The organism is Iningainema tapete BLCC-T55, assembly GCF_014698965.1.
Taxonomy (GTDB): Bacteria; Cyanobacteriota; Cyanobacteriia; order Cyanobacteriales; family Nostocaceae; genus Iningainema; species Iningainema tapete.
This window is the reverse complement of sequence record NZ_JACXAE010000049.1, coordinates 60,702-73,390: the sequence shown is the minus strand read 5'-3', so window position 1 is coordinate 73,390 and position 12,689 is coordinate 60,702. Positions and strand designations below refer to the sequence as shown.

At 41.8% G+C, this 12,689-nt stretch carries 17 protein-coding genes and 1 pseudogene; 8 read left to right on the top strand and 10 right to left on the bottom strand.

Annotated elements, in window-relative coordinates; translation table 11 throughout:
* Window positions 1-39: 39 nt before the first annotated feature.
* From ICL16_RS13755 to gvpA, 6 genes are all read right to left on the bottom strand, one after another.
* Complete coding sequence (locus ICL16_RS13755; protein WP_190828489.1) at window positions 40-684, bottom strand: 4Fe-4S single cluster domain-containing protein; 645 nt, start codon at window positions 682-684, stop codon at window positions 40-42.
* Window positions 685-954, bottom strand: coding sequence for a hypothetical protein (locus tag ICL16_RS13750; RefSeq protein WP_190828642.1), 270 nt, complete (start codon window positions 952-954; stop codon window positions 685-687).
* Window positions 955-982: 28 nt separating this feature from the next.
* On the bottom strand, window positions 983-1,174 hold the full coding sequence (locus tag ICL16_RS13745; RefSeq protein WP_190828487.1) for a hypothetical protein: 192 nt from the start codon (window positions 1,172-1,174) through the stop codon (window positions 983-985).
* Window positions 1,171-2,097, bottom strand: coding sequence for a gas vesicle protein GvpN (gvpN, locus tag ICL16_RS13740; RefSeq protein ID WP_190828485.1), 927 nt, complete (start codon window positions 2,095-2,097; stop codon window positions 1,171-1,173). The genes ICL16_RS13745 and gvpN overlap by 4 nt, the downstream gene beginning before the upstream one ends.
* A complete protein-coding gene (gene gvpC / locus ICL16_RS47240) occupies window positions 2,094-2,549 on the bottom strand; it encodes a gas vesicle protein GvpC (protein WP_190828484.1) in 456 nt (151 codons plus the stop codon). Before gvpC ends, gvpN begins: the two co-directional genes overlap by 4 nt.
* 156 nt (window positions 2,550-2,705) lie before the next feature.
* Window positions 2,706-2,924, bottom strand: a complete 219-nt coding sequence (gvpA, locus tag ICL16_RS13730; RefSeq protein WP_190828481.1) for a gas vesicle structural protein GvpA — start codon at window positions 2,922-2,924, stop codon at window positions 2,706-2,708.
* A 295-nt stretch (window positions 2,925-3,219) separates the two neighbouring features.
* Between gvpA and gvpJ the strand changes: the two genes are divergently transcribed.
* From gvpJ to ICL16_RS13710, 4 genes are read left to right on the top strand one after another with little or no spacing between them, the layout of a single operon-like run.
* Window positions 3,220-3,615 carry a gas vesicle protein GvpJ gene (gene gvpJ / locus ICL16_RS13725; RefSeq protein ID WP_190828479.1) on the top strand — a complete coding sequence of 132 codons (396 nt, stop codon included), beginning with the start codon at window positions 3,220-3,222 and terminating at the stop codon, window positions 3,613-3,615.
* Window positions 3,616-3,626: 11 nt separating this feature from the next.
* Window positions 3,627-4,094, top strand: a complete 468-nt coding sequence (locus tag ICL16_RS13720) for a gas vesicle protein K (protein ID WP_190828477.1) — start codon at window positions 3,627-3,629, stop codon at window positions 4,092-4,094.
* 29 nt (window positions 4,095-4,123) lie between these two features.
* Window positions 4,124-4,858 carry a gas vesicle protein GvpF gene (gene gvpF / locus ICL16_RS13715; protein ID WP_190828475.1) on the top strand — a complete coding sequence of 245 codons (735 nt, stop codon included), beginning with the start codon at window positions 4,124-4,126 and terminating at the stop codon, window positions 4,856-4,858.
* 13 nt (window positions 4,859-4,871) lie between these two features.
* On the top strand, window positions 4,872-5,111 hold the full coding sequence (locus ICL16_RS13710) for a gas vesicle protein GvpG (protein ID WP_190828473.1): 240 nt from the start codon (window positions 4,872-4,874) through the stop codon (window positions 5,109-5,111).
* A gap of 84 nt (window positions 5,112-5,195) precedes the next feature.
* On the opposite strand, the gene ICL16_RS13705 is transcribed toward ICL16_RS13710, so the two are convergent.
* Window positions 5,196-5,513, bottom strand: coding sequence for a gas vesicle protein (locus ICL16_RS13705; protein WP_190828471.1), 318 nt, complete (start codon window positions 5,511-5,513; stop codon window positions 5,196-5,198).
* Window positions 5,514-5,644: 131 nt separating this feature from the next.
* Between ICL16_RS13705 and ICL16_RS13700 the strand changes: the two genes are divergently transcribed.
* The 3 genes from ICL16_RS13700 to ICL16_RS13690 are packed head-to-tail and all read left to right on the top strand — an operon-like array spanning window position 5,645 to window position 9,664.
* Window positions 5,645-7,108, top strand: coding sequence for a LamG domain-containing protein (locus tag ICL16_RS13700; RefSeq protein WP_190828469.1), 1,464 nt, complete (start codon window positions 5,645-5,647; stop codon window positions 7,106-7,108).
* A gap of 2 nt (window positions 7,109-7,110) precedes the next feature.
* Window positions 7,111-7,794 (top strand): GvpL/GvpF family gas vesicle protein, encoded by a 684-nt coding sequence (locus ICL16_RS13695; protein WP_190828467.1) that lies wholly within the window; start codon window positions 7,111-7,113, stop codon window positions 7,792-7,794.
* 4 nt (window positions 7,795-7,798) lie between these two features.
* The gene (locus ICL16_RS13690) at window positions 7,799-9,664 is read left to right on the top strand and encodes an ArsA family ATPase (RefSeq protein ID WP_202895538.1); all 1,866 of its coding nucleotides are present in this window, start codon (window positions 7,799-7,801) and stop codon (window positions 9,662-9,664) included.
* A gap of 12 nt (window positions 9,665-9,676) precedes the next feature.
* Here ICL16_RS13690 and ICL16_RS13685 read toward each other — a convergent pair whose 3' ends face one another.
* The 3 genes and pseudogenes from ICL16_RS13685 to ICL16_RS46795 all read right to left on the bottom strand — a co-directional run bounded on the left by ICL16_RS13685 (window position 9,677) and on the right by ICL16_RS46795 (window position 10,684).
* Window positions 9,677-10,204: a helix-turn-helix domain-containing protein gene (locus ICL16_RS13685; RefSeq protein WP_190828465.1), complete on the bottom strand. Its 528-nt coding sequence runs from the start codon at window positions 10,202-10,204 to the stop codon at window positions 9,677-9,679.
* Window positions 10,205-10,252: 48 nt separating this feature from the next.
* A pseudogene (locus ICL16_RS13680) lies at window positions 10,253-10,483 on the bottom strand (DUF6932 family protein); the annotation flags it as partial.
* A 78-nt stretch (window positions 10,484-10,561) separates the two neighbouring features.
* Window positions 10,562-10,684 carry a hypothetical protein gene (locus tag ICL16_RS46795; RefSeq protein WP_273038684.1) on the bottom strand — a complete coding sequence of 41 codons (123 nt, stop codon included), beginning with the start codon at window positions 10,682-10,684 and terminating at the stop codon, window positions 10,562-10,564.
* Window positions 10,685-10,780: 96 nt separating this feature from the next.
* On the opposite strand from ICL16_RS46795, the gene ICL16_RS13675 reads away from it, so the two are divergent.
* The gene (locus ICL16_RS13675; RefSeq protein WP_190828463.1) at window positions 10,781-12,598 is read left to right on the top strand and encodes an AAA family ATPase; all 1,818 of its coding nucleotides are present in this window, start codon (window positions 10,781-10,783) and stop codon (window positions 12,596-12,598) included.
* Window positions 12,599-12,689: the final 91 nt, after the last annotated feature.

The window sequence follows — 12,689 nt, the reverse complement described above, 5'->3', positions numbered from 1 at the left end:
TATTCAGAATCCTTGTAGAGACGTTCCGGCGGAACGTCTCTACATTTTTTTGCGGAGATGTCTATCTAGAATTACACCACGATTTAACATTCTAGATTCAAACTCTTGACGAAAACCTGGTTGATTGGGAATTCCCACAAACTGGATTTCTCCGGTGGGTTCCATGAAAAATTGTAAACCTACTGAGCGTTCCTGTGTTTTTTGAGATATGATTAGAGACTGATAACGCTCAGTCAGAGAGATCAATCGCTGATTAGCTGAGCCACGCCAAAGTAAATCAGCGTGCTGTTGTTCGATGTAAATCCCATCTATTAGTAGGTCTACACGCTGCAACAAATCTTGCTGTTCTAATGTACCTTGTTGTAGCTGCTCTAGGCGGTATCCTGTGTAGCATACAACTCCTAAGTCTGCCTTTTCCCGAACTAAGTCGATCAGGTGAGATAGTGCCGGCGCTTGAAGCATCGGCTCCCCTCCAGATAAGGTAATCCCCTCAATTCCAGGTTGAGCCAGCACCCAAGCTGCCATCTGAGCCACCGTTACTTGTTCTCCTGCTGACTCATCCCAAGACTCAGGCACTATACAGTTTTTGCAAGCGAACCTACAACCCTGTACCCAGATTACAGCTCTTTGCCCAGGACCGAGTACGCTCACGGGTGATTGACGAGCAAATAGACGTAATTGCATTTAATAACGACGCATTTCGGCAAGGTATTTGTAGTAGTAGCGCAAATATTCATCACGCGATTCTTGAGAACGACGTTTGTGATCGGCGTAAATGTTCTTACGTAGGTTCTCAAGTTCGCGAATCCGACGATGCTGATCGTTAAGAAACTCGCGTTGATACCGAAGAAACTCGCCGTGCCATTCGCGAAAACGACGCTCGCCGTCTCGAACAAGCATTTGACGGTAATGCTCACTATCTAGCTTATGTGGTGGGATATTCTCAAGCGCCATAACTACAAACCTCCTGCGTAAGATCGAATTACCACCTTTGTTTCCATTGTTGCACAAGCCATTGCCTGCGTGCTTCTTTTTCCAGCATTTTTGCTGATGCACCGATTTGACGAGCGTGATCGCTCTTTGACAAGTCTAAATGGCTCAAAGTTTGGCAGGAGCGGAAACTAGGGATCGTTCCACTAGTACGAATTTGCCGCATGGTGCGAATCAGAATCATTGTCCCTCCAAACGCCGCCTTGCAGAAGATTTTTTCACTGCCGGAACTTCTTGAAACAGTTCGTGAAGAATCGAGATCCCATCATTTTGGGATAGTTTATAACGTGACAGCAGCACATCTACACAGATATCGCGAAAGTCAGGATTGGTTGACACAACAGGAATATTATTGCTATGACAGACTGTGGCAACAATCAGACACGCCCGCAAACCTGAGGACTTTTCCTTTGTTTGTGTACGCTCCCGAAACCGCTTGACCAAATGTACGACCGCCCCAGCATCTGCTCTTGTCAATCCTGATTTTTGCACAACAATCTCCACCTGAGTCATTTCGTCTGGCTCTGGAATATCAATCGTTACCAGTCGATCCATTAGAGCATCTTGAGTTTCATGAACTCCGCAATACTCATCTGGATTGGAGGTAAAGATGACACGAAACTGGGGATGGGCGCGAATATATTCCTGTTGCTGGGCTGAGGTTGGTAGCACCAGGAGCTTTTCCTCCAATACCGACAGCAGCACATTATTAACTTCCGGACGGGAGCGATTGAACTCATCGTAGACTAAAGTGAAGCCCTCGCGGCAGGCAGTGGTGAGACGGGCATCAACCCAAGAGGAGCGAAATTCATCTTCCAGCTTGACAACAGTGTGGATAAAATTATCCACAACTTTCTTACGGTTGTAGCCCCGTTGATTGCCAATTAGATCGGAGGGTTTGTACTCATCATCTCCGAACATCAGTAAAATCGGACGTTCTAGAAGATTCGCTAAATGTATTGCTAATGTTGTTTTACCTGTTCCCGCCGGACCGCGCAAGTGGACGGAGAAACCAGCGTGAAGATAGCGCAGGGCACGCTGGGTGAGACGATGGATTGTTGGTGTATCGACAAAATTTTGGGAGTTGGCATGCATTACCGTCGTCACAACTGATATCCTCCCATCTCATTTGTTGGAGTAGCGCTATATAGGTGTTGCTCAGATATTGGAATGGGTGTTGTCCCCCAAACATAATTTCGCATCGCTGCTACATAGGCTGCCCGTTGCTGTCGCTGTTCCTGCCAGACTTGTAACTGATGCGATCGCGTTTCCTCTCTAAAAGCAGCTACATCAGCTTGCAAAGTGCTGTAGAAGTTACTCAAATACTCGCGCATTGCCGCTGCCATTGCTGCTCTGTTTGCCGTTGTAGCAGACAGAAATTCTGCTGTTTCCATCGCTAAGTTCTGACAAAACTGACTGAGCATTGCCCGTTGATATTCATGCAACGCTGCCATCTCCGCCTGAAACTGCATTCGAGTCAAAAGCACCTGCTGTTGACGTTCCCGCACTTCCTGTTGGCGTTGCTGTCTGGCTGCGTACCATTGTTCTCTGAGAGACACGCTCTAAACTCCTTTTTGTAATATTACGCCTTGAACTTCAGTTCAAGGACGCCAGTCGCCGTGACAGTGGGAAACCCTCCTACAGCGCTGGCTCGCTAATAGCTCAAGTCCGTTTTAACGGACTGAAATATTTACGCAGTTCGCTCGCTCAACCTTTTAGACTGCTGGTACAGCAGCTTGAGTAGTTAAGCCAACAGCTTCAGCATACTTCAGATAAGTTTCTACTGATGCCAGCACAATCCGTGCTTCTATGGCTATAAGTTCGATTCCCACAAGGGATACCCTTACCCACAAATCAATGACAACACCCTTATCGAGAATGCGATCAATTACTTCAGCCAAACTAGAAGATGAATTTACTTTTTCAACTGCCATGATTATTTCTCTTGAATGTAGATAATTTCTGTAATCATCTATCGATGATAGATTTCATAAGAAATAATCATATCTTAAAAAACTTGGACAGTCTATATTTATGTACTTCTTCTCACTTTTCCTACTTTTCCTACTTTTCCTACTTTTCCTACTTTTTTCTTAGGGGAAAATTACAAAAATATCTATGAAAAAAGAAAAAAAAGACATTCAAATTCGTGCTGTAGAGAAGGAAAATTTTATATACTTAGTTGATAACTGGGATGTAAAATACTATTATTAAAGAGTCGAACAAATCGTGACTTCTAAACCAGGACTGCCGCTCAGTTCACAATCCAACACAAGTCGAACAATTGCAACATCTACCCAAGGTTCAAGTTTGGCAGATATTCTCGAACGAGTTTTGGATAAGGGAATTGTGATTGCAGGTGATATTTCGGTTTCTGTAGCCTCCACAGAACTGTTGCATATCCGAATTCGCTTGTTGATTTCCTCAGTAGATAAAGCGCGAGAGATGGGAATAAATTGGTGGGAGAACGATCCCTATCTTACAAGTAAGGCGCAGACTTTAATTGATGAAAATCGCCAACTTCAGGAACGGTTGCAAAGTTTAGAAGCAGAAATGCGATCGCTCAAAGCTTTAGCTAGCAGTCAAGTAGAATTTGGTGCAAACAAGCAGTTCAACGATCCTTAATTATTAGCATTATGACATTAGTTGGTATACACGAGGAAAATCCCGATCTACCCAATACTAACAAATTGAACAGTAAGGCGGGGTTAGCTTCTTTACTGTTAACAGTGGTGGAATTGGTGCGCCAGTTAATGGAAGCACAAGTCATTCGCCGCATGGAACAACAACTTCTCAGCGAGTCAGAGTTAGATAGAGCGGCTCTTAGTCTACAAAAGCTGGAAGAACAAGTACTACAGTTATGCGAAATTTTTGAAATCGAGCCAGCTTCTTTGAATGTAAATCTGGGCGAATTCGGTACTCTTTTACCGCAGCCAGGAACTTATTATCCAGGGGAAGCTAGTAATAATCCTTCTATATTAGAACTACTAGATAAACTTTTAAATATTGGTGTTGTGGTGCATGGTGATGTTGATTTAGGCTTGGGAAACCTGAATTTGATTCACGCAAAGCTACGCCTAATTTTGACATCAAAGCCGATATAAATAATGTTGTATATTTTAAGTAAATTTTTATGAGTCATGGTATTTATCTTTACGGCATTTTACCAGCACCTATTTCGGAAAAAGTGGTACTAGAAGGACTAGATAGAGAACCAGTACGGGGGTATAGTATTGATGGGTTTAACTTTTTATACTCGGATGCTAAACAAGAGAAATATCTCACTTCGCGACGCAATTTATTGTGCCATGAAAGAGTTTTGGAAGAGGCGATGCATGAAGGGTTTCGTACTCTGCTACCTCTCCGCTTTGGATTGGTAGTGAAAACATGGGAAACTGTAACCGAACAATTGACTCGTCCTTATAAGGAAAAACTAGAAGAGTTATTTCAAAAATTGGAGGGATACAGAGAAGTTAGCGTCAAGGTATTTTGGAATAGTAAGTTGGAGATGCAGGCGTTACTAGAATCAAATGTCAGCTTGAAAGAAAAGCGCGATGCTAGGTTAGGGAAAGCTTTAAGTCAGTCGGAAATAATCGAAATTGGCAAGCTGATTGAAAGTGGTTTGCAACTGCGTAAGGAAGCAGTCATTAATGTTTTCCGCTCCGAATTGCAGGTTTTGGCTTCTGAATTTGTGGAAAACGATACGATGACGGAAGAGATGATTTACAATGCAGCTTATTTGATTCGTTGGGAAAGTGAATCTAATTTTAGCGAAAAAGTAGAAGAAATAGACCAAAAATTTGGCGATCGCTTGCGAATCCGCTACAACAATTTTACAGCACCTTATACATTTGCCCAGCTTTCTTAAGAGAGATAACGTTATGTTACTGGAACTATTAACCTTTCCACTGTCAGCACCACTAGGTGGAACTATCTGGTTAGCAGAGCAACTTCTAGAGCGTGCTAATGCTGAATTAGATGATACACAAAATTTGCAAAAACAGTTATTAGCATTGCAGTTAGCATTTGATTTAGGTGATATTTCTGAAGAGGATTTTGAAATTCAAGAAGAAGAACTTTTGCTGAAAATTCAAGCTTTGGAGGAAGCCGAAGATTATTAAGTAAGTAGGTGAAATTAAACATATACGTTCGTAGTGAGCGCTTAAGCGCTCAAGCGCTTACTACAAACTTCTACAAGGAGGATGCTAATATTCAAAGTGGAAAGTCTGGAAATTACTCGACTTAACACTTTTCTGAGGAGTAGCTGTAGTAGGAGAAGAAATAGGAGTTGATTGACGCAACTTCTGAATATTCTTTTCAGATTTTTCTATTTGGCTATCCAACATACTCAGTTGTTGTTTCAATAGTTGGAGACGCTGTTCCATAAACTGCAATTCTTGCTGGATGCGCTGCCGTTTCGTTACCATTTTATATAGTTCTAATTGTTCAGACGCCTCACTCTTATAGCGGGGTACTGTACTGATTGTCGGTTGAATTGTGCGGCGCGGATGAATGTTTTTCATATATAATTTTGAATTTACATATAAATAATACTATAATTAGCAAACAGCATTCGTAAATACTATTACTCGTTAGCAAAATTTCTTAGTTGAACATTTAAGAGAAAGTATCCGTTTAGGGGGATGGACACTCGATGAAAATAAAAGAAACTGTTAGCGGACAACCAAAAGATGTTGACCTTGGTTATCCTGCAACCGCGACTCCCTACTTCAATGGTATTAGTGACCAAATTGACATCCCCTACGCGATAGATCTCAACCCGACTAGCTTTACAATTGAGATGTGGGTTAAGTATCAAGGTGGTAGTGGCTATCGGGCAATCTTAACCTCCGTCAATGGTTCTGCAAGCCTTGGGCGCAGAGGGTATGTGTTCTGCGTGAACAGCGCACAACAGTGGCAGTTCTGGATGGGAAGCGGTATGATGGGATTTCCTTGGGCTATTCTTACAGGCTCAAGATCTCAAGAAGGAATCTGGACTCATCTAGCAGGAACCTATGACGAAAAGTCCCAAACAATGATTTTCTACGTCAATGGTTCGGTAGTAGGACAATGGGTAGGAGTTCCGTTTCTACCAAACGATCAAAATCCATTGCATGTAGGTGCAGGAGCAATTGAACAACCCGGCGCAAGTTCCTGTTTCTTTCACGGCAGTATTACTAACGTGCGGATTTGGGGAAGATCCTTGTCAGCAGAAGAAATTCAGACTTCCTCCTCGCTTTCGCCTGAAGATCAAGAAACTCATGTGATGGTTATAACCCCAGAAGTCATCATAACTCCCTCTTCCCAAGATCTGCAACCTGATGCAACACAAACACAAGAGGAAACTACTAGGGGTGAATCTCAGAAAAATAATTCAACCTTTGATGAGGATATCTGGGAGCAAACAGAAGTGCCGCTAAAATCGGTTGTACCGATTTTGATTTTTAACGGGCAGGATGATTATGTAGAAATCCCATATTCTGCTGCGTTAGACTTTGCCCAAGATCAAGATTTTACCATCGAAGTTTGGTTAAAGCCAGATCCTGTACAGCAAGGTGAGGGTAAAGCAACGTTCGATATCAATGTCCTTGAAAAATGGACAGGAACCCCCTTTCCATATGCCATTAGATACAGCAGTAAAAATGACCGCATCTATGCGTCTCGATATGATGGGAAAAAAAATCCAGCAATGACTTCTTCGCAACCGATTAACGATCAACAACTTCATCATATTGCGTTTGTTAAGCAAAGTTCGCATCTGTACTTGTATGTGGATGGTGTCGAAGTGGCAAGCGCAAATGACACAACTATAGGGACAACTCATAACAATTCACCGCTTTACTTGTGTCGCGGAGCAGGGGGGCGGAATTTTTATAAAGGGCAAGTTTCTGAATTTCGCATTTGGAATCGATCTCGTTCTCAGGCAGAAATCCAAGCTGATATGTCGCGTTGTCTTGTGGGCAACGAACCCGGATTAGTGGGATACTGGCCCTTGAATGAAGGTACTGGTAGTGTAGTTAAAGATCACACCGTCAACGCTAATCACGGTAAGATTCATGGCGCAACCTGGCAACAAGTTGAGATATTAAATAGTGAAAATTTTTACATCGGCTACTAAGCGTGGAACTAGATAATTTTTACACTTACGCCTTTTTAGAGACACCAGTCGCTGCCCTTGAGTTGCCTTACGGTATAGGCTCGCGCGTACTTATAATTAGTAATGCTGGCATTTCAGCTTTAGTGGAACCAAAGGTTTCCCTAGAATCATTGCAGAACGATGACGAACAATTAATCCAAGCAGTTTTGTCGCACGATTGCGTTATTCGCGAACTGTTTCGCCAAACTACAATTTTACCCTTGCGATTCGGCACATCCTTTACCGCCAAAGAAAGTTTACTAACTTATCTAGAATCCCACGCTCAGGAATATCTAGAAAAGATACGCCAACTTAGTGGGAAAGCTGAATATATATTGAAGTTTATTCCCAAAACTCTGGATGAACCAGTAGTCACACCTGAAGTAGGAGGAAGACAGTATTTTTTAGCCAAAAAACAACGCTATCAAACACAGCAAGACTTTCAAATAGCTCAAAATATGGAGTGGAATCAGATAGTTGAACTGATTACCCAGATATATAAGTCGGCAATTGTTGTTCAACCACAGGGTGAAGAAGCGCGGATTTTTCTTTTAGTCAGTCGTCAAGACGAACCCTTACTCGCCGAACAATTTCTAACATGGCAACAAGCTTGCTCCCGCTGGGAATTACAGTTAGGAGAAGCTTTACCTCCATACCATTTTATTTAAAAATATGATCAAATACGACTCACTTCACCTAGCAATGTTTAGCGGTAAAGGCGGAGTAGGAAAAACCACCCTTGCCTGCGGTTTTGCTCGGCGCTGGGCAAAATTATTTCCCCACGAACAAATACTATTAATATCCACAGATCCGGCACATTCTTTGAGCGATGTACTGCAAATCAAAGTAGAAAACAATGCTTTACCTTTAACCGATTTACCTAATTTGAGTGTTCAAGCGTTAGATGCTAAAGAATTACTTTTAGAATTTAAAGCAAAATACGGCAAGTTTTTAGAGTTATTAGTTGAACGGGGAAGTTTCGTTGAAGGGGAAGATTTAACTCCTGTTTGGGATTTAAATTGGCCCGGTTTAGATGAAGTCATGAGTCTATTAGAAATTCAACGTCTGCTTACAGAAAAAGTGGTTGATAGAATAGTGGTAGATATGGCTCCTTCTGGGCATACTTTAAATTTGCTGGGAATTAAAGATTTTTTAGATATAGTTTTAAATTCTTTAGAATTATTCCAAGAAAAACATCGGTTAATTGCTAAAACTTTTAGGGGAAATTATACCGCAGATGAAGTCGATGAATTTTTAGTCAACATGAAATCTGAATTGGCACAAGGCAGACGCTTGCTGCAAAATCAAGATATCAGCGCTTGCTTGGTAGTGGCGATCGCCGAACCCATGAGCCTTTTAGAAACAGAAAGATTTATCGAAAACTTACAAATATTAAAAATTGCGTGCGGAGGCTTATTTATTAACCGTATTATAACAGATGCAGATGTAGATTTAGACCGCTATAGCGAACAACAACGATTACTAGATAAATTCTTAAAATTACTAGTAAAACCTATTTTTATTGTACCAGAAGTATCAGAACCTCTTGGGGGTGAAGCCTTAGACAAGATTATTAACCAAATTCAAAAAATTGATACAGTAGCAATTGTACCACCTCCATCTATACAATTACCCGCTAAAGTGCCACCCAGTTTCAGTGATTTTATTGCTGAAGAACGCCAACTAATTCTCGTTGGCGGCAAAGGAGGAGTGGGAAAAACTACAATAGCAGCCGCTATAGGGTGGGCATTAGCAAGTCGTTATCCAGAGAAAAATATTCACCTAATTTCCATCGATCCTGCTCATTCTTTAGGAGATGCTTTCGGAATAAAATTAGAACACGAACCTACCCAGATAACTGCCAATTTAAGCGGTCAAGAAATCAATGCCGAGATAGTATTAGAACAGTTCCGCAATGATTATCTTTGGGAACTAGCCGAAATGATGAGCGGCGAAGGAACAGTCGCAGGAGCAGTGAAAATCGCTTACACTCCTGAAGCTTGGCGACAAATTGTAGCGCAAGCTTTACCTGGTATTGATGAAATGCTCTCCCTCATTACAGTAATAGATTTATTAGAGCGCAAACAACATGATTTAATTATCCTAGATACTGCCCCAACAGGTCATCTTCTGCGCTTTCTGGAAATGCCATCTGCATTAGCAGATTGGCTAGCCTGGATATTCAAGTTGTGGATGAAGTATCAAAATGTTTTAGGTAGAATAGAATTTATCGGGCGGCTGCGAAATTTGCGACAACAAGTTGTCAAAGCCCAGAAAAAATTGAAAGATCCCCGCCACACAGAATTTATTGGTGTCATCCAAGCTCAAGCTGCAATTATTGCCGAAGTTGCGCGGTTAACTGAGTCTTTGCAAAACATGGGAGTTGCGCAGCGTTACATAGTGCATAACCGCTACAGCAAAGATGTAGAACTTGATACTAGTTTATTTGCCGAGCAAACTATTATCCGCCTACCAATCTTACCCCGTTCCGTGGAACCCCTAGACCGGATTAAAGGAGCAGCGAATCTCCTGTTCTAATTTTTAAACCTATTAGGAAGCTTGAGATTTTAGATTCATCCTTAATTCTCGCCATTTATGCCATTTTTGGGCACTTTTTTTTCCTTCTTCTATTTCCTCAAAATTCACCTGAACAAATGCGTTGTCAAACTCCACACCTAAGGCTGCACTCACTTCGAGGATTTCGCAAAAACTCGCGCATTGATAATCTTTATCTTCACACTCTTTTATTCGTTGTTCTTCAAACCCTAAAATATCAGCCAGTTCTTTCTGGCTCATTTTTGCTGCTATGCGAGCTTTTATTAATACATCTGGCAGTTTGTTGAAATTTTCAACTTTAATTTTAATTGGTTGGCTTTTATCACAATCAAACAGCTTTTCATATTCAGCGATTTCTTCTTGTAAAGCCACTAAATGAGACTTTTTAACATCAATGTCAAGCTGCCAGCGTTCAGGATCTCTTTTCTTCCACGCTTCGTCTTGTTCAACTACAGCTATGGAATATTCAAATCTTTTTGCACAATCTTTGCTGTACTCATATTGCTTTTCATTTTTAATCATGGTTCCCATCTCACCAAATTAATAGCAATAATTCCCTTTCTATTTTGCATTATCATAACAAGCATCAAAATCATTAGGGCTTGGTTCACTGGTAACAAAACTGCCATTTATGTAAATTATTCTACAGCCAGCCGCTTTTAATTGCGTCATTGCCAGTTCTAAACCATTGATCATTCGTTCTCGCTTGAAACTGTTTCCAAATCTTTCCTTAAACTCCTCCCATTCGCAAAAATATACACCTGGCTGTAAATTACCATTTTCGTCAAAATCTGGAATCACTTTATCTAACCCTAACACAGATGATATATTCAGTTAGGAGCGTATCATAAATATTAAAATCCAAGTCCTTTTTTCTTTCTAAAAACCATTCACCCAAAGTTCTTCGTCTGTACCATTAGGATACAACGCTGAGAGTGCCTGAGCTAATCGCCAGAAACATTGGTCAGTTCCAGCCTTTTTTCCAGTATAACGAACAGGCACTACTATCAAATCAGAAAAAAATAGTAGTATTAATGAAACATAACCAGTTGGGAGTTGGCTTTTAAAAATCAGACTGCAAAAAATGGGAGGAATTTGATGAGCGATTTATTCAAAGGTTTTGAGCATTTATTAGAACTTGCGAAAACCCTAGAAGAAAAAATTGAAAAGGGAGAAATCAAAACTGATGTGCAGTTCAGTACTCGTCCTCTTAGGAGTATACCTCGTTCGGGAGGTATACCCCGTTCTGGTAATATAAGTAGCGATATCGGCACAAATCGCCCCACTCCACAGACGCCAAGTTCTAGTCACTCAAGTTCTACCGCAAAAAACTCCACAGCTATTTCTCTTCAAGATGTGGGCGGGCTTGGAGAAGTTCTCAAAGAACTGAAAGAATTAATCGCTATACCTTTAAAACGTCCTGACTTACTTGCTAAACTTGGACTGGAACCTACACGCGGTGTTTTGTTAGTAGGTCCTCCTGGTACTGGCAAAACCCTAACTGCCCGCGCTCTGGCAGAAGAAATAGGAGTTAATTATATCGCATTAGTTGGACCAGAAGTGATCGGCAAACACTATGGCGAAGCTGAAGAAAGACTACGCGGAATTTTTGACAAAGCTGCCAAAAATGCTCCATGTATAATATTTATAGATGAAATCGACAGTCTTGCCCCAGATCGTAGCAAAGTAGAAGGGGAAGTGGAAAAACGACTAGTTGCACAACTGTTGAGTTTGATGGATGGTTTTGCCCAAACTAAAGGTGTAATAGTGCTAGCGGCAACTAATCGCCCCGATCATCTTGACCCAGCGTTACGTCGTCCGGGAAGATTTGATCGTGAGGTACAATTTCGCGTGCCAGATCGTCAGGGACGTTTGGAGATATTGCAAATTCTCACTCGCGCTATGCCTAAAGATCGGATGGTAGACTTAGAAGCGATCGCCGATTTAGCTGTCGGTTTTGTGGGTGCAGATTTGAAAGCAGTCTGTCAAAAAGCAGCATACAGTGCTTTGCGTCGCCAAGTTCCCTCAATTGAGGAGCCAATTCCCGACATTATAACAGTAGAGCAGTCGGATTTTTTGCAAGCACTTAAAGAAATTAAACCCGCTGTTTTGCGTTCAGTAGAAATAGAATCACCCAATGTTGCCTGGGAAGAAATTGGTGGGTTGGAGGAGATTAAACAAACTTTGCGCGAATCAGTAGAAGGCGCACTACTACATCCAGAACTTTATCTAAAAACAAAAGCAAGACCTCCTAAAGGTATTTTACTCTGGGGACCACCCGGAACTGGCAAAACTATGTTAGCCAAAGCAGTGGCTTCCCAAGCTAGAGCTAATTTTATCTGCGTTAATGGACCAGAATTACTGAGTAAGTGGGTGGGTGCAAGCGAACAAGCGGTGCGGGAATTGTTTGCTAAAGCGCGACAAGCAGCCCCTTGCGTTGTATTTATCGACGAAATTGATACTTTGGCACCAGCGAGAGGGCGTTATAGTGGCGATTCGGGAGTGAGCGATCGCGTGGTGGGACAATTACTTACAGAATTGGACGGTTTACAAACAGGTGCTACCATCTTAGTGATTGCCGCCACCAATCGTCCTGATGCTTTAGACCCAGCTATACTTAGAGCGGGACGGTTAGATTTACAACTATTAGTAGATTTACCCAATTTGGACAGCCGTTTGGCAATTCTGCAAGTTCACAATCAAGAACGTCCCTTGGAAGATGTGAATTTGGCAGATTGGGCGGCAGTAACTGAAGGTTGGAATGGAGCAGATTTGGCATTGTTAGGCGATCGTGCTGCTGTAGAAGCAATCCGTCGCTATCGCGCTCAAGGTTTGACAGATCCTGCTGCAATCAGAATTACCACTGACGATTTTAGCTATGCTTACCAGGTTTTAAGCCAACAACGCCCCGCATAACCAACTGGGTTGTCAAACAGTTTAAGGTGTATGGCAAACAAAAAGTCCAAAATCAGCATAAATAAAAACAGATGACTTAAGATGGGAAGTA